General features: G+C 70.9%; 15 protein-coding genes. 8 read left to right on the forward strand and 7 right to left on the reverse strand.

Annotation, left to right across the window (positions count from 1 at the left end; all coding sequences use genetic code 11):
* Positions 1-244: 244 nt before the first annotated feature.
* The 4 genes from rox to IE217_RS08200 form a co-directional block, all read right to left on the reverse strand.
* The gene (rox, locus tag IE217_RS08185) at positions 245-1672 is read right to left on the reverse strand and encodes a rifampin monooxygenase (RefSeq protein ID WP_190177082.1); all 1428 of its coding nucleotides are present in this window, start codon (positions 1670-1672) and stop codon (positions 245-247) included.
* A 563-nt stretch (positions 1673-2235) separates the two neighbouring features.
* Positions 2236-2949: an SAVMC3_10250 family protein gene (locus IE217_RS08190; protein ID WP_190177083.1), complete on the reverse strand. Its 714-nt coding sequence runs from the start codon at positions 2947-2949 to the stop codon at positions 2236-2238.
* Between the two features lie 388 nt (positions 2950-3337).
* A complete protein-coding gene (locus IE217_RS08195; RefSeq protein WP_190177402.1) occupies positions 3338-4162 on the reverse strand; it encodes a restriction endonuclease in 825 nt (274 codons plus the stop codon).
* A 639-nt stretch (positions 4163-4801) separates the two neighbouring features.
* Positions 4802-5479: an ArsR/SmtB family transcription factor gene (locus IE217_RS08200; RefSeq protein WP_190177084.1), complete on the reverse strand. Its 678-nt coding sequence runs from the start codon at positions 5477-5479 to the stop codon at positions 4802-4804.
* 88 nt (positions 5480-5567) lie between these two features.
* Between IE217_RS08200 and IE217_RS08205 the strand changes: the two genes are divergently transcribed.
* From IE217_RS08205 to IE217_RS08225, 5 genes are all read left to right on the forward strand, one after another.
* Complete coding sequence (locus IE217_RS08205) at positions 5568-5786, forward strand: rhodanese-like domain-containing protein (RefSeq protein WP_190177085.1); 219 nt, start codon at positions 5568-5570, stop codon at positions 5784-5786.
* Positions 5783-7030 (forward strand): MFS transporter, encoded by a 1248-nt coding sequence (locus tag IE217_RS08210; protein ID WP_190177086.1) that lies wholly within the window; start codon positions 5783-5785, stop codon positions 7028-7030. Before IE217_RS08205 ends, IE217_RS08210 begins: the two co-directional genes overlap by 4 nt.
* Positions 7031-7489: 459 nt before the next feature.
* A complete protein-coding gene (locus tag IE217_RS08215) occupies positions 7490-9658 on the forward strand; it encodes an ATP-binding SpoIIE family protein phosphatase (protein ID WP_190177087.1) in 2169 nt (722 codons plus the stop codon).
* A 373-nt stretch (positions 9659-10031) separates the two neighbouring features.
* Positions 10032-10745, forward strand: coding sequence for a class I SAM-dependent methyltransferase (locus IE217_RS08220; protein WP_308432697.1), 714 nt, complete (start codon positions 10032-10034; stop codon positions 10743-10745).
* 22 nt (positions 10746-10767) lie between these two features.
* Positions 10768-11445, forward strand: a complete 678-nt coding sequence (locus IE217_RS08225) for a class I SAM-dependent methyltransferase (protein ID WP_229865109.1) — start codon at positions 10768-10770, stop codon at positions 11443-11445.
* 402 nt (positions 11446-11847) lie between these two features.
* On the opposite strand, the gene IE217_RS08230 is transcribed toward IE217_RS08225, so the two are convergent.
* The 3 genes from IE217_RS08230 to IE217_RS08240 all read right to left on the reverse strand — a co-directional run bounded on the left by IE217_RS08230 (position 11848) and on the right by IE217_RS08240 (position 13632).
* A complete protein-coding gene (locus tag IE217_RS08230) occupies positions 11848-12423 on the reverse strand; it encodes a rhodanese-like domain-containing protein (protein ID WP_190177088.1) in 576 nt (191 codons plus the stop codon).
* A gap of 97 nt (positions 12424-12520) precedes the next feature.
* Positions 12521-13270 carry a sulfite exporter TauE/SafE family protein gene (locus tag IE217_RS08235; RefSeq protein ID WP_190177089.1) on the reverse strand — a complete coding sequence of 250 codons (750 nt, stop codon included), beginning with the start codon at positions 13268-13270 and terminating at the stop codon, positions 12521-12523.
* Complete coding sequence (locus IE217_RS08240; RefSeq protein ID WP_190177090.1) at positions 13267-13632, reverse strand: rhodanese-like domain-containing protein; 366 nt, start codon at positions 13630-13632, stop codon at positions 13267-13269. Before IE217_RS08240 ends, IE217_RS08235 begins: the two co-directional genes overlap by 4 nt.
* A 484-nt stretch (positions 13633-14116) precedes the next feature.
* On the opposite strand from IE217_RS08240, the gene IE217_RS08245 reads away from it, so the two are divergent.
* The 3 genes from IE217_RS08245 to IE217_RS08250 all read left to right on the forward strand — a co-directional run bounded on the left by IE217_RS08245 (position 14117) and on the right by IE217_RS08250 (position 16163).
* Positions 14117-15490: an MBL fold metallo-hydrolase gene (locus IE217_RS08245; RefSeq protein ID WP_190177091.1), complete on the forward strand. Its 1374-nt coding sequence runs from the start codon at positions 14117-14119 to the stop codon at positions 15488-15490.
* 123 nt (positions 15491-15613) lie between these two features.
* The gene (locus IE217_RS35575; RefSeq protein ID WP_506004905.1) at positions 15614-15769 is read left to right on the forward strand and encodes a DUF8730 family Cys-rich protein; all 156 of its coding nucleotides are present in this window, start codon (positions 15614-15616) and stop codon (positions 15767-15769) included.
* A 106-nt stretch (positions 15770-15875) separates the two neighbouring features.
* A complete protein-coding gene (locus IE217_RS08250; protein WP_190177092.1) occupies positions 15876-16163 on the forward strand; it encodes a metal-sensitive transcriptional regulator in 288 nt (95 codons plus the stop codon).
* Positions 16164-16336: the final 173 nt, after the last annotated feature.

The raw sequence follows: 16336 nt of genomic DNA on the forward strand, positions 1-16336 counted from the left end.
CAGGGCGACAGGGAGGTGTTCTTGCACGCCGCGACCCGGGACTGGGTCGCGGCGCTGTGCCGTGTGCCGCAGGCGGGCTCCCGCCGCGCGTTGCCGACCTGGATGCGCGAGGAGCCGCCTCAGGCCGTCGGGGTGGACGGCCTTTACGCACTTTCGGGTGACCGGCCCTGTCGCTGTAGGGGGGCGCAGTCTGGCGAGCGGGTGTCAGGGGCCGGTTCCTGCCCTTTCGGGCCCGCGTGCGCCCTCAGCCGGCGGCAGCGCCGAACCACTTGGGCAGCTGACTGAGCAGTTCCTGCTGGTCGTCACCGGCCCACGCCACGTGGCCGTCCGGCCGCAACAGCACAGCGGGCGAGTCCAGTTCCTCGCTGACGTCGACGACGTGGTCGATCCGGTCCGCCCAGCCTGCCACCGAAAGACGGCCGGTCTGGTCGAGCAGCAGTCCGCGGCCGCCGTGCATCAGCTCGTAGAGGCGCCCCCGCTTCAGCCCGACGTTCCGCAGCCGCTTGCCGAGCAGTTCATGTCCCTCGCCGAAGTCGTAGCGGACCCCGATCGCGGTGATCTTCTCGATCAGGTACCGGTTCGCCTCCTCGAAGTCCATCAGTTCCGACACCAGTCGGCGCACGGCCTGGGGGCCCGGCTCGGGCGACTGCAGCTCGACCTGCGCGCGGGTGGTGTCCAGCACGGCGGCGGCCACCGGGTGCCGTTCCGTCTGGTAGCTGTCCAGCAGCCCCTCCGGTGCCCAGCCGCCGACCTCGGCGGCCAGCTTCCAGCCGAGGTTGAACGCGTCCTGGATGCCGAGGTTGAGGCCCTGCCCGCCGTGCGGCGGGTGGATGTGCGCCGCGTCGCCGGCCAGCAGCACCCGGCCGACCCGGTAGCGCTCGGCCAGCCGGGTGGCGTCGCCGAAGCGGGAGAGCCAGCGCGGTGAGTGCACGCCGAAGTCGGTGCCGGCGAACACCCGCACCCGCTCCTTCAGTTCCTCCAGGGTCGGCGGGACCATGCGGTATTCGGCCACCTTCTCGGTGGGCGCGATGAAGCGGTACACCCGGTTCGCGAGGGGCATGGCGCCGAACCCCCGATGCGTCTTGCGGACTTCGGCCACCACGGCATCCAGTGTCTCCCGCGGCACGGCCACCTCCACCTCACCCAGCAGCCATTCGCGCCGGGCGGGCTCCCCGGGGAAGCCGACGCCGAGCACCTTGCGTACCGTGCTGCGGCCTCCGTCGCAGCCGACGAGGTAGCGCGAGCGTAGCCGGGTGCCGTCGGCCAGCTCGGCGCTCACACCGTGTTCGTCCTGGCTCAGCCCGACCAGTTCGCAGCCGCGCCGGATCTCGGCGCCGAGCTCGGTGGCGTGGTCGGTCAGCAGGCGCTCGGTGGTGGTCTGAGGGATGCCGAGGACGTACGGATGCGCGGTGTCCAGCCGGTCCGGCTGCAGCTTTCGGATGCCGGCGAAGAAACCGACGACCGGGTACTGCCGGCCGAGCGAGAGGAACCGATCCAGCAGGCCTCGCTGGTCCATCACCTCGATGCTGCGCGCATGCAGGCCGAGCGCGCGGACATGTCCGGCCGGCTCCGCCGACTTCTCCAGCACGAGCGTACGCACGCCGTGCAGCCGCAACTCACTGGCCAGCATCAAGCCGGTCGGCCCACCGCCGACCACGATCACGTCAATCATCAAACCCCCCACAACGAGACTGGATCTCGGCCAGCCAGTGCGCGCATTCCGGCGGCGCGCACGTCCGCATCGCCGCGCCGGGTGCCCGCGACCGCGCCACGGGTCCCACCGGCCTCGGCCGGAGATTCTGCGCCCCGACCCGGCCCTTGCCGCAAGGCCCCCCGTGCGCTATACGTTGAGAGTGGCAAGGATGTGGGTAACCTCCTTGCCTTCTTTTGTGTCGTCCGCTGTGGACGGACAAACCCCTCCCGCATCAGGGCCCGCGACGGACGGCCGGCAGCCGAGGCGTGGTCGCCGAAGGCGGCGATACCCGCCAGACCTCATCGCGTGCGAGGGCCGGCGTCCCGGCTGACTGGGTCGATCCCGGCGAAAGCGGCCGCACCGGGGCTGTCGGCCCCCCAATCACGCCCGTACGACAGGGGTGAGCTGCACAGACATGGGGACTTCGGCGAGGCGCGCGCAAGAGATGCCGCAGGAAAAGGCGCAAGGGTTGGCACAAGAGATGTCCGTGTAGCGGCTGCGGGCCTACCGCAAGGGTCGCCGCCGCCCACCGGATTCATCCATCAGCGTGATGCGTACTCGATGTACAGGGGCGTCGCCAGAATGCTGCGGGAGTCGTTCACGGCAAGGATCCGTGCGACTCCGGCAAGCCGTACTGGTGGTGTCCATCCTTCGGTATGCGGTGCCTCGAGTTCGCACAGCAGTGTCACGGCTGAGAGGGCGCGGTCAGTGGCGCCAAGCGCCGGGAGGTGTCCGACCCCTGCGTGTCCCGGGATCTCCTGCAGGGCACGAGCGTAGGCACGGATGGCTTCGACGTAGAAGTGACCGACCTGCTGGCCGTCCGGGGGCCCGTCGCCAGTCGGCCGTCGACGGTCCAGAAGGTGGGCCGACGATCCGACGAGAACGAACGGCGGCTGCTCCGGGTACTGTGCGGCAGCGAAATAGACGAGCCCCTCCACCACTGGATGGCCACGCGCTCCGTCACCGCCGGGCCACGCACTGCCGAATCTGAATTCCTCGTCGAACTCGATCCAGTGGCCGACCGCCAAGCCCGGTTCAGTCCGGCGTCGATGTCCGTACTTCCGCTCGATCATCTTCACTACGGCGTCCAGCGCACCGATGAGCGACGTCCGGCTGTCGCTGGCCATCGAAGCCTTCAGAGACAGCACGCCGGCATTGAGGCCCGCTTCGAGGCCGAGTCGGTCACGGACCCGCCCGGGAAGCTGAGGTACCAAGACCCCCATCTTCGACTCGGACAGGTACAGCAGATCCCGCATCGCAGGGCGTGCGCGGCGTAAGGGCATTCGTGCTTCCTCCTTCAAGGGACAGCGCCAGCAGCAGCTACACCTCAGGATGGCCAACGTACTCGGGCAGCAGGTGCCAACCTGGCACCTGCCCGGACTACAGCCGATCCTGTCCGGTGGATCATGTGACCGTCTGTCTCCCGAATCATTATTCTGTTCTGGCGAAGCCTGGCCGCCGGGTCGGACGGTGAGCGATCACCGGATGTGGCATGCGAGACCCTGCCGCCCCGGTGCGGGAGTCTTCGCCGTCGTCGCCGGGGACCGCGTTGGGCTGGATATCGATCCGTCCGTTGGTGCTGCCAACGCGACGCCGACGGGCGCCCAGCATGGCGATCCCTGGACTGGATCGAACCACGCAAGGTCAGCAGGTGAACTCCTCGGCGGTGACCTCCGCGACGGTCCAGGGCGCTGGCCCGGTGCCGTCGCTCCACGCCTGCAGGGCGGCCCGGTCCAGGCACAGGATGCCGCACTGGGCGGCGTACTCGACGGCCGGCGCGGTGAAGTCGCTGGTGGTGACAAGGGCCGCGACGTCGGCCTCGTGCACCGTGTAGCAGGTGCCGCCGAAGCGCTGCAGGTCCTGGGAGCCGACCCGGTGCCCCTCCGCGTAGCGCTTGCACTGGATGACGACGCGCCGTCCGTCCGGCGCCACCGCGAGCACGTCCGCACCGAGGTCACCGGCGCCGCCCACCACCTCGACGCCGGCGCACCCGTCCCGTTCGCACAGCACGGCCACGGCCTGCTCGAACTCGTCGGGGTCCAGTGCGTCGTAGTCGATGGGTGCGTCGTAGTCGACGGGCTGTACGAGCGTGGCCTCCTCGCCCGTGGCGGGGGACGCAGCGGCGTCACGCGGGCCGGGCTGGTGAGGGACGGGCGGGGACGCGACCGGCACACCGGGGGCCGTCAGTTCTTCCAGTGCCGTGCCGGTGCCCGCTTCCAGCGCCGCGGCGGCCCGTCGTGCGGCGCGCGCCGCCGAGACGTGCCGCCGTTCCCGCCGCAGCACCCGCACGCAGGCCGCGGCGAGCAGGCACAGGATCACCATCCAGACGGGGCGCCGCTCTGCCGCGGCGGCCGCGGTCCGCAGGGCGAACCCGAGAATGCACACGGCGAGGGCGATCAGGCCGCAGTCAAGTGCGGTGGCACGCAGGCTGAACCGCCGGCGGCCGCCCTCGGTGCGGCGTACGGGCATGGTCACGGTGACGTTCCCCTCCCTCTCCTGGCCGGTCTGCCGACCGGAACGAAGATCACGTTCGCCGTCTGCCCGCCATCCGGCGGTTCAGTGACGTCCGTCCCCGCCGACGCGGCGTCCGCCCTGGGCAGGACCAAGTGGCGCCGACCCTGCGGACTACCTGATCAACCACGACGCCGAGCGAGCAGTTGCCGTCGCAGCCCTGGTGGACGCATAGCACCCTGACGGCGAGCCCGCGTGCTGGCCGCACCGGACTCCAATGACCCGCAGAAGTTCCGGTAGTTCTCCACCACCGGCCAGTATCGGGCCCGGGTCAGGAGTACGCCGACGAGGCGGCCAAGTCCGCCAAGGACGCCCAGACCTCCGCCGGCCAGGCCGCCAGCGACGCGGCTACCTCCGCCGTCGGCGCAGCCCACTCCGCCCAGTGGACCCCCAGGCCTCCGCCGCTGCCGCCTACACCGCCGGCGAGCAGGCCCGCGTCTTCCACTGGCGTGCGGCTACGGCCGGTCACCAGGTCATCGCATCTGAACGCGGCTTCGTAGGTGAACACTGGGTTCTGGCAACAGACCCTGAGGACCGTCGCGGAGGGCAGACCGGCCCGTCAGCAAGCCCCGGAGGGCATGGACACGAGGCTGCCGGTCATGCCGGGTCCCCGGAGTCGACGGGCAGTTCGGCCAGGCGCCACTCCAGCATCCCGTCGTCGAGGCGGATCGCCCGCCGTCCGCGGTCGGTCAGCAGCCGCACCGCGTCGTAGGCGAGCACGCAGTACTCACCCCGGCAGTACACGACGATCTCCATCTCTTCGGGCAACTCGTTGATACGGTCGGCCAGTTCGTCGACCGGGATGGAGAGCGCACCGGGGATGTGTCCAGCCCGGTACTCGTCCGCCGGCCGCACGTCCAGCACCATCACCTCGCCTGCCGCCACCCGCACACGCAGTTCCTCGCGGCCGACCTCCGCGGCCCCGTCCTCACCGAGGTACGCGTCCCGTGCCACGGGCACGGCCGTCTGGTGGCGCTCGGCGACCTTGCGCAGCAGCGCCAGCAGCTGGGCGACGTCGTCACCGGCGAGCCGGTAGTGGATGCGCACGCCCTCACGGCGAGTGGCGACGAACCCGGCCTGCTTGAGCGTCTGCAGGTGCGCCGAGGCCGTCGTCAGGTTCAGGCCCGCCGCCTTGGCGAGGGCGTCCACCGTCCGCTCGCCCTGGGCCAGCAGATCGAGCAGTTCGAGGCGCTTTCCGCTGGCCAGCGCCTTGCCGCTGGACGCGAACGCGTCGTACAGCCGTGCCTTCGCACCGGCCGTGGTGCTTCCCGCCATGGCATCCTCCATAAATCCATGGAATATTGTAAGTGAAAGGGAGGGCCGTGACCACACGCCCTCTCGCACCCGATCCGTGGAGGACCCGATGGGTATCGCCGACGACCACCCGATACCGCTGGCCGACGCCGGGCTGGGCAACAGGGCCTCCCTCTCGGGCGCCGTCGTGCACCGCGGCCACGGCGGACGCGCGATGACCGCCGCCGACCTCCTCCAGCACGTCGGCCACCAGGACCTCGCCGTCCTCCAAGGCGGCCCTGCGAACAGGGCCGAAGCCGCCGGCCGCGCACTTCAGGAGGGCGAGTGACCACCACGATCTCCCCTGGCGGGATACGCCTCGGACTGCGCGCCAACCTCCCCCAGTTCCTCCTGCTCGTCCTCGTCAACGCCCTGGTCGGCGGCATGCTCGGCCAGGAACGCACCGTTCTGCCCCTGCTCGCCAACGACGTCTTCCACCTCTCCGCCTACACCGCCGCCCTCACCTACATCCTGGCCTTCGGCGCCACCAAGGCGGTCACCAACTTCTTCGCCGGCACCTGGTCGGACCGGTACGGCCGCAAGCCGGTATTGATCACCGGATGGCTGATCGCCATACCGGTGCCCGCGATGCTGGCCTGGGGTCCGTCCTGGGGCTGGATCATCGCCGCCAACGTCCTGCTCGGCGTCAACCAGGGCCTGACCTGGTCCACCACCGTCATCATGAAGATCGACCTGGTCGGCCCCGAACGCCGCGGACTGGCCATGGGCTTCAACGAGGCCGCCGGCTACGGGGCCCTCGCCCTCACCGCCATGGCCACCGGCGCCATCGCCGAACACGCCGGTCTGCGCCCCGAGCCCTTCCTGCTCGGCGCCGCCTACCTCGTGCTGGCCCTGGGCCTGTCGGCCTTCGCCGTCCGCGAGACCCGCGACCACGCCCGCGCGGAAGCCGCCCTCCACCCCGTACAGACCGGCACCGACCTGTCCACGGCGCAGATCGCGCGCCTCACCAGCCTCACCGACAAGGCCCTGTCCGCCGCGAGCCAGGCGGGCATGGTCAACAACCTCAACGACGCCCTGGCCTGGGGCATCTTCCCGTTGCTGTTCGCTGCGCACGGACTGTCCGTCGCCCGGATCGGCGTCCTGGCCGCCCTCTACCCGGCCGTGTGGGGTGCGGGCCAGATGCTCACCGGCTGGTGGTCCGACCACGTCGGCCGCAAGCACCTCGTCACCGCGGGCATGCTGCTCCAGGCCGGCGCCATCGCGCTCGTCGCCGCTTCGACCACCTTCCCCGCCTGGGCCGTCGCCCAAATCCTGCTCGGCATCGGCACCGCGCTCGTCTACCCGACCCTGCTCGCGGTAATCGGCGACGTCGCCCACCCCGCCTGGCGCGCCCGCGCCGTCGGCGTCTACCGCCTCTGGCGCGACGGCGGCTTCGCAGTCGGTGCCGTCTTCGCAGGAATCCTCGCCGACGCCTACGGCATCACCACCGCGATCTGGGCCGTCGCCGCCCTCACCGCCGCCTCCGGCCTGATCGTCGCGCTCCGCATGTACGAAACGCACCCCCGCTCATGACGGGCTGCCGTGTCCTTCCTGACGGCCACGGCATGAAACGGACAAGGGACAGGCGCCAACCCTGCCCATGCCTGCGGCTCGGCTGCGTGTCCTGCCGGGGCACACCAGGGCTGGAATCGGGCTCGGCAGGCTTCGGTTGTCTGCAGCGGACACACTAAAGGTCCCTCACCTGGGCATTGCACAACATCGAGTCCTGGCAGAGACCACCAAACGGCTCTTGCGGTTCAGTCGCCGAATACCGCAGGTGCCCCACCGTCCCGCCCGGACGGGAACGCAGGCACGCGCACCCCCGCCGCCCGCGCCACTCCCCACTGTCCACTTTGTTGCGCCATTCACTAATATGGGCGAATCCACCCCGGGTGTTATTCAATGAGGTGTGCGGTCAGGGGTCTCGGGGCCCGGGTCGCACGGGGCCGAGTACGCTCCCGGCGCCGCGTCGGTAATCGCTGAGAGAGCCGCATGCACTCCACACCCTCCTCTTCGTCCCCCTCGCCGTCGCCGTTCGAGATGGTCAGCGGCGCCCTGGAACGCCACATCCCGGGCGGCGGGGCGGCAGCCTCCGGCGATCCCGGCGACACGCAGGGCAACCACCTCACCAGCCGGCGTGTGCCCGACGACGCGGCAGCCGGCCGTCAGGACCAGATTCTCGGCGCGATCAACCTCGACCGGGAGCTGAGGGTCACCCGCTGCAATCTGCAGGCCCCCGTCTTCGCGGGGCTGGACGCCGTGGCGGGGAGCCCCTTCGTCGATCTCCTGCCTCCCGGGGACGTGCCGACGGTCACCCGGAGGCTGCGGCAGGTCCTGGAAACCGGTGAGGCGCACGTCGCCCGGATTCAGCGCCTGCGACGCGAGGACGGTTCGGAACTGGTGGTGTCGCTGAGCATCCTGCCCGCCGTGGCAACCCACGAGGGCCTGACGGTCTCCGTGATCGCCATGGCCACCAGACTTCACCTGTACGCCGCCGAGACCGCGATCGGCACCTCCCTCGACATCGGCCAGACCGCGCAGGCGCTGGCAGAATCCCTGCTGGCCTGGGGAGACGTGGCCGCCGTCGACCTCGACTACGCCGTATGGACGGGTGAGAAAACCGCCCGGCATGGGCAGGGGCGCATCCGGCTGCGGCGTGCGGCCCTGGTGCCCGACCGGGCGTGGCCCGAGGGCTACGCGACCCCGGGCGACGATCTTCCCGGTGACGCCAGCCGCCTGCTCGCCCAGGCTGTCCGGCCCGACGACGCCCCGCAGGCCATCGTCATACCCGACCGCGAGGCGATCGAACGGGTCCTCGGCAATCCCCGAGTCATACGTGCCCTGCTGCCCGTGGACCAGTCCGCGGGCGTGGCATGCATACCGCTGGTCCTGGACGGCACGCCGCCCCTCGTCCTGGGGGTGGCGGAGGTCTGGCGACGGGCGGATCAACCATTCCGCGACAGTGAGCTATTGGACCTGCAGGAACTGGTCGCCAGGACCGCCCACCACGTCGACCTGGCCCGTCAGCACCAGCGCGAGCACACACAGGTGCTGGCGCTGCAGCGCCGGCTGCTGCCCCGGACCGGCGGCGACACCATCGAGATCGCCAGCGTCTACCAGCCCGCGACCCCGGACAGCGCAGGCGTCGGCGGCGACTGGGTGAACAGCTTCCCGCTGCCGGACGGCCGTACCGCACTGGTGGTCGGTGACGTCGTCGGGCACGGCCTGGGGGCCGCGGCGACGATGGGCCAGCTCTGCATGGAGGCCCGCGCACTTCTCTGCGCCGGGCTGGCGCCCGACGAAGTGCTGGAGCACCTGGACGAGACGGTGTCCCTGCTCGACGAACCCGACTCCGGGCTCGCGGCCGGCTACAGCGCCCTCGGCTCGACCTGCTGCATCGCACTCTACGATCCGGTCAGCCACCACCTGGCGCTGTCCAGCGCCGGCCACCTCCCTCCGGTCCTGGTCCCCGCGAACGGGCACGCGGGTCCGCTCCCGGTCCGCCCCCATCCCGGGCTGGGCACCGAATTCGCCCTGCGCGAGCCCTTCCACGTCCACACCTTCGACACTCCCCCCGGCTCCCTCCTCGCTCTCTACACCGACGGCCTGCTGGAAGATCCGGCCGTGTCGATCGACGAAGGCATCAGCAGACTCACGGACACGATGTCCACCGTGCACCCCTGGGACCCGCTACAGCAGACCGCACGACACGTCGTCACCGCACTGGCGCCCGTGCCCCAGCGCGACGACGTCACCCTGCTGCTCGCCCGCATGATCGGCTACCGCAGAGAGGACACCGCCACCTGGCGGCTGGCCGCCCGCGACGACACGCCCGCGCGGGCCCGCGCGCACGCGTCCGCCGTGCTGCAGCGCTGGCAGACCCGGGACGACACCCGCGCCAACGTACTGCTGGTGATCAGCGAACTGGTCACCAACGCCGTCCGCTTCGCCACCGGACCCATCACCGTACGGCTGACCAGAAGGAGCCACAGCCTGCTGTGCGAGGTCGGCGACACCGGCAACGGCAGACCGCACCTGCACAGCGACCGCCTCCTCGCAAGCGGCGGGCGTGGCCTCAACGTCGTACACAAACTCACCACCCGATGGGGAGTGCGATGGACCGACACCGGCAAAGTGGTGTGGGCCGAAATCCCCAGATGACACGGACGCGTACACCGCACGGCCGACGAACACCGGCGAAGGGGCACACCTTTGGTCCGGCGACGCGGCAGACACGTGAGCCCGGACGTGGACCACGCCGGTGCCGGGGTCCCCTGCGTCCCTGGTGTGGACCCACACCGAGCCTGCGATCCCCCGCGCTCCGACCCCGCCGCCCAAACGCCTGCATGTTCGGCGTTTCGGCCACCAGCGCTCCATCCCCCGGCCCAGGGGCCGCAAGGGTCGATGCAATCCGCAAGCTCCGGCGCGCGCTCAATCCCAGGGTTACCAACACGACTGAAACACACGTGTTCGAAACTCCGGCGGGCTCGTTGAGCCAAGGGAGCAGCCACACATCCCATCAAGGGGGACCACGTTGGAGCGGATAGCCGCCAGCCGGTACCTGGCCACCGCCACTTCGGTCGAGCTGGAGGCCATCGAGGACCCGGAGTTCCGGCGGCTCATCGACCCCGCCAAGTACGGCGCCGGATCCGCCCGCCAGTCTCAAAGGAGCCGTATGGCGACAACCACAGCCACCGCCGATTACTGGGAGCCGCTCTGGGCCGGCGGACGCCGGTACCGGGAGGTCACCAGCACCGAGGCCACGCTGTTCATCGACCATGTCGGAGCGGGCCGCGGTCGCCCGGCTCTCGACATCGGTACCGGCGAGGGCTCCCTCGCCCGGCGCCTCCACCAGTTCGGCTACCGCACCACCGGCATCGACTTCGCCCCCAGTGCCATCACCGCAGCCCGGAGTGCCCAGCACGGCGAGGGGCCCACCTGGCACCTGATGGACTTCACCGCCGACGACCTCAGTGCCCTGCCGGACCCCGCGTATGCGGTCGTCACCTGCCGTCTGGTCTACCGCTGGACCGACGACAAGGCAGCCTTCCTCGGCCGCGTCCGGCAGGTCCTAGCACCCGGCGGGACCTTCTGGGTCGTCACCGAACTCGCCGGCCGTCGCGAGGCCGGTGATCCCTACTGCCACCTTGGGATGAGCCCCGCGGAAGCCGAGATCCTCACCGCGGGCTGGTCCGTCGCACGCACCGCCGATCTCGACGTACTGCGCTGCTACGCACTCCGCCCCTGAACTCGTCACGGGAGCCGACGTTTTGGACATCGAGCATCAGACGCGCCTCGCCTGGGACGCCTACGGAACACACCACCTGTGGCGCGGTACGCCCCTGACCGAGGTGGACCAGATCACCTGGGGCCCTGCCGCGAACGCGCCGGGGGACGCCATTCTCGGCGACATCAGGGGCCTGCGGGTCCTGGACATCGGCTGCGGCCCTGCCCGGCACGCCGCGCACCTGGCTCGTACCTACGGTGCACAGGTGGACGGAGTCGACGCTTCCCTCAGCCAGATCGAGAGAGCGCGCGGCCGCTACCCCGATGTACCGGGCCTGCGGCTGGTCCACGCCGACGCTGTCGAGTACCTGCGCAGGACAGCGCCGTACGACGTGATCTACTCCCTCAGTACCTTCCACTTCCTCAACCCGCACCGACTCCTGCCCGCGCTGGCCGTCGCCCTCAGACCGGGCGGACGGCTGTACTTCACCGTGTTGCACACCAACTCCGCCGGCCACGGCCCCACCTCCGCCGTCACCCCACGCCCGGAGATCCTGCGACTGGCCGACGGCGACGATCTCACCGTGCACATGTGGGTACTCACAGCCGAGCTGTGGGAAGACCTGCTCGTCCACTACGGCTTCCGCGTGCAGGGCATCACCGTCCTCGACACGCCGGAGGAGAACAACCGCGCCTCCTACCGGCTGTTCCAGGTCCACTGACCGGCCCGGATCACCACCGTGCTGCTCCCTGGCCTCCTCCTCGGTCGGAATCGGCCGGGCACGCGGGAGCTGCCCGGGGTGGCCGTGGAGCCGGGCGAGTCCTTGAAGGAGGCAGCGTGCGGAACTCGCCGACGAGACTGGCCATCGCAACAGCGCATGCTGTGAGGGCGTGATGGACCATGTCATCGACGGGTCCCGGGCGCCGACAAGACCTGCCTGCTGCGGGCGGTTGGAAGCACCGCCCGCAGCGGGCGATCGAGGCTCGCCCGCACATGCCGGTGCGTCGGTCAGGGGTCCACGTCTCCGGCGCTGGTCTCATGCGGTCCGGCTCGGGGCGGCGTTCATCGGCGCGGTCTCCGGGTGGACGTCCCGTGTGCCCCGGCACACGGGACGCCGTAGAGGTCAGGAGTTACGCAGGCGGGCGAGCGTGGCGTCCAGGTCGGCGGTGCGGGGCCGGTTGTGGGGAAGCTTGCCGAGCATGGCCGCCATGCCACAGGTGTTGGTCACGGCGGAGAACACCAGGCCGCCGGCCACACCGGCGGACAGCAGCCGGAAAGCCGGGTGCACGAACTCGCCGAGGGCCAGGCCCAGCAGGACCAGGGATCCGGCGGTGAGACGGACCTGGCGGTCCATGCTCCAGGCCGACTTGACGTCGCAGGCCGACGCGCGGTCCAGTTCGTGGCCGTGGGCGGCCCAGGCCCCGGTGCCGCCCGAGAGCGTCGCCGTGCGGATGCCCTCCGAGGCGAGTCGCACGCACGCCTTCTCGGAACGGGCGCCCGAGGCGCAGACCACGAGCACCTCACCGCGCTCGGCGGCGTCGCGGATGTCGGGCAGCGCGCGGTCGATCTGGTCCAGCGGGATGTTCAGGGCACCGGGGACGTGACCGCCCGCGTACTCGCCCGGGGTGCGGACGTCGATGACGACGAGTTCGTGCAGACGGGTCTTGGCCTGGCGAGGGTCGATGGCAGTGATGGTCATTGCAGTTGGATTCCTTGCGTGTTGATGTAGCCGCGGAGCGGAAGTGCCCACCTCCCCTATGGGACGGTGAGGGCGGTCCCGGGCCGCGGCGGGTCGGTCAGAAGATGGCGTCGAGGAGCATGAACGCGGCGACCGCGAGCAGGACGTACGCGAAGACACGCTGCAGCGTGCCGCCGTTGAGCTTCTTGGACAGGCGTTTGCCGTCCCAGGCGCCCAGAACGGCCGCGGCGGTGAACGGCGCGATGACGGCCCAGTCCAGGTGCATCCCGGTGCCGGCGCGGGCGCCGAGCGCGGCCAGCGAGTTGATCGTGATGACCAGCAGGCTGGTGCCGACCGCCCGGCGCATGGGCAGCCGGAGGACGTTCACCAGCGCCGGTACGGCGAGAAAGCCGCCACCCACGCCCAGGAAGCCGGTCACCGCGCCGAGGCCGGCCCCTGCGGCGCCGGCCTTGCCGGCGTTCACCTGGGCGCCGGACGAGGCGACGGCGGAGGCGGGTCGCAGCATCCGCACCGCGGCGAGTGCCGCGATGACCGAGAAGGCGACAGTCAGCAGAGCCTGGGACAGGTGGCCGGCGGCGGCCCCGGCGACCATCGCGGGCACGATGCCCGCCGCGGCGAACAGCAGTCCGGTGCGCCAGGTCACGTTGCCGTCCCGGGCATGCCCGGTGAGCGCGGTGACCGAGGTGATGGTGACGATGACCAGGCTGGCCGTCGTCGCCTCCGCCGGGGTGAAGCCCAGAAGGTAGATGAGGGCCGGCACGGCGAGGACGCTGCCGCCCCCGCCGAGACCGCCCAGGGCCAGGCCGACGAGGGCACCGGCGACGAGCGCGAGGATCAGAGCCGTCATGCTATCGAGCCGCTGTTCCCGGAGTCGTCCACGACCGGGTACCCGGCCTGGGCCCACGCCCTCATACCGCCCTCGACGTCCACCACCCGCGCACCCCGCGCGGCCAGCAGTTGGGCGGCCTGCTGGGAGCGCTGCCCGCTGCGGCAGATCACGACCAGCGGCCGGGCCCGAGCGGCTTCCGGCAGTTCCACCCCCGCCGTGAGTGCGGACAGCGGCGCGTACACGGCGCCGGGGGCGTGGCCGGCGTCCCATTCGCGCTGCTCACGCACATCCAGGAGAACGGCCGGAGCATCGCCGTCCCGGGTGCGCCGGACGGCCTCGTCGACGGTGACACGGTGCTCGCCGGTGGGGAAGAGGGACATCACACAACCTCTCGGAATGGGGAGGGGCGAAGCGGGAGGGGTGTTCAGCCGGTGGGGGCCGTCAGCGCCGCGGCAGAGGCAGCGGCCAGGCCGTCGTCCTCGGTCATCCCGTCCGGGCCGCGAGCGTGCGGCAGCCGGGCCTTGGCAGCGGCCCGTACACCGCGGTCGGCGAAGAGTGAGGAGACACCCCGCCCGAGTTACCCCCGGGGGTATATGTGCACGATAGCACAAGTACCCCTGGGGGTATTTTCCATCAGCACCACCACCTGGCGGACCCGATGACACCCGCCCTGCCTGCACCTTCGGCTCCGCGGCTTCAGCCCGGCCGGCCAAGAGGCCACCGAGGTCGGCAGGGCGACTTGCCACTGCATACCCCCCTGGGTATACGGTGGGCCCCATCGATACCCCCGTGGGTATCTGCCTGCATATCCCGTCGGGCGGCCCGGACTCCCGTCCCCGCATCACAGGCGCCAGGAGGCACCTCATGTACTTCGCGCAGCACTACCTCGACTGCCTGTCCCAGGCGGCTTACGTCATCGGTGACCCGACCAGCGGCAAGGCGGTCGTCGTCGATCCCCGCCGGGACGTGGACGAGTACGTCGCGGACGCCGAGGCGCATGGCTTCACCGTCGAAGCGGTGATCAACACCCACTTCCACGCCGACTTCCTCGCCGGCCACCTCGAACTGGCGCAGCGAACCGGCGCCTGGATCGGCTACGGCCGGCGTGCCGTCACGGAATACCCCATCCGCAAGCTCGCCGACGGTGAGCGGATCCCCCTGGGCGAGGTCACGCTCCAGATCCTGGAGACCCCCGGCCACACGCCCGAGTCGATCAGCATCCTGGTCTTCGAGAAGCCCGAGGACACCGTCCCCTACGGGGTGCTCACCGGCGACGCCCTGTTCATCGGCGACGTCGGACGCCCCGACCTGCTCGCCTCAGCGGGCGTCACGGCGCAGGAGCTGGGTGCGATGCTCTACGACAGCGTCCATCGCAAGCTGATGACCCTGCCGGACGAGGTCCGCGTCTTCCCCGCCCACGGCGCCGGCTCCGCCTGCGGCAAGAACCTCTCCACCGAACTGCAGTCGACCATCGGCATGCAGCGCCTGACCAACTACGCCTGCCAGCCCATGGACCAGGACACCTTCGTCCGCCTCGTCACCGCCGGCCAGTCCGCCGCCCCCGGCTACTTCTCGTACGACGCCGACCTCAACCGCCGCAACCGCGACCTGTTCCAGGCCCCGCAGGGCGCTCCCGCGCTGGACGCGACGGAGTTCGCCCGCCTGCGCGGTGCCGGAACCGTGGTCCTCGACGCGCGCGACCAGTTCGACTTCGCCGCCGGTCATCTGGCCGGCTCGGTCAACGTCCCGCTCGACGGCCGGTTCGCCGAGCAGGTCGGCAGCGTTCTCACGCCCGAGGACGAGCTCCTCATCGTCGCCCCCGAGGGCCGCGCCGAGGAGACCGTCACCCGCCTCGCGCGCATCGGTTTCGACCGGGTCCACGGCTACGCGGCCGAGCCCGAGCAGCTCTTCCTCGCCCTTCCCGAGCAGACGCGGCAGGCGGCGCGGCTGACCGCCGAGGCCCTGCGCGAGGAACTCGCCTCCGACCGGCCCCCGCTCGTTCTGGACGTGCGCAACTGCGGTGAGCGCGCGGACGGCCGTTCCATCGATGGCTCTATGCACATCCCCCTGACCGAACTGGCCAAGCGCCTCGACGAGCTCCCGGCCGAGGGCCCTGTGGTGGTCCACTGCGCCGGTGGTCACCGCTCGTCCATCGCCGCCAGCCTGATCCGGCGCAGCGGCCGCACCGAGGTCTACGACCTGCTCGGCGGCTACGGCGCCTGGGAAACGGCCGCCTGAGAAGACCCCGAGGACCGCGGGTTCGGGTGACGGTGCGGCCCCGAACTCGCGGTGATCGAACACGCACCCCCTTCCCGTCGCGAACGAGGCCACGGGTTCCCACCGGAGGAAAGGAAGTCCGCCATGTGCCGACGCGTCACCTGTTCCAAGTGCGGCAAGGCCACGTACGCAGGCTGCGGAAACCACGTGGAGCAAGTCCTCGCGGGCGTACCGAAGTCGCGGCGGTGCGACTGCCCGGCGGAGCCCAGGCGCTCCTGGTGGCCCTTCGGCCGCCGCTGAACACGCGGCACATCCCCTGCCGGGGCTGCCGGGACTGCCGGGAATCCACAGCGCCATACCGGACCGGAGTGGTAAGGTACCCCTGGGGGTATTGTAAGGAGTGATCGTGGAACTGGAGCTCGAGGGCGCGTCCCTGAAGTCCGTGCTGAACCGGCTGCGTCGCGCACAGGGCCAGATCTCCGGCGTGATCCGGATGATCGAGGAGGGCCGGGACTGCGAAGACGTCGTCCCGCAGCTCGCCGCCGCCTCGCGGGCGCTCGACCGTGCCGGTTTCGCGATCATCGCCACCGGACTGCAGCAGTGTGTGATCGACATCGAGTCGGGCCGCAAGGACGGCGAGAGCTCGGAAGCCATGCGCGCGCGCCTGGAGCGGCTCTTCCTGTCACTGGCCTGAGGGAGTCCCGGCAGGGGCGACAGGCCGTACGGTGGCGCCGTACGGTGACGGCGTCGCGGCTGGAGCCGGGGCCGACCCGGAACGCTGAGCGACGTATGCGGCGATGTCCCTGCGTGGCGGAATGAGGCGCTGCTCGTTCCGGCCGCCGCGGAGCGGTCGGGTGAAGACGCGCA

The organism is Streptomyces naganishii JCM 4654, assembly GCF_014650575.1.
GTDB classification, from domain to species: Bacteria; Actinomycetota; Actinomycetes; order Streptomycetales; family Streptomycetaceae; genus Streptomyces; species Streptomyces naganishii.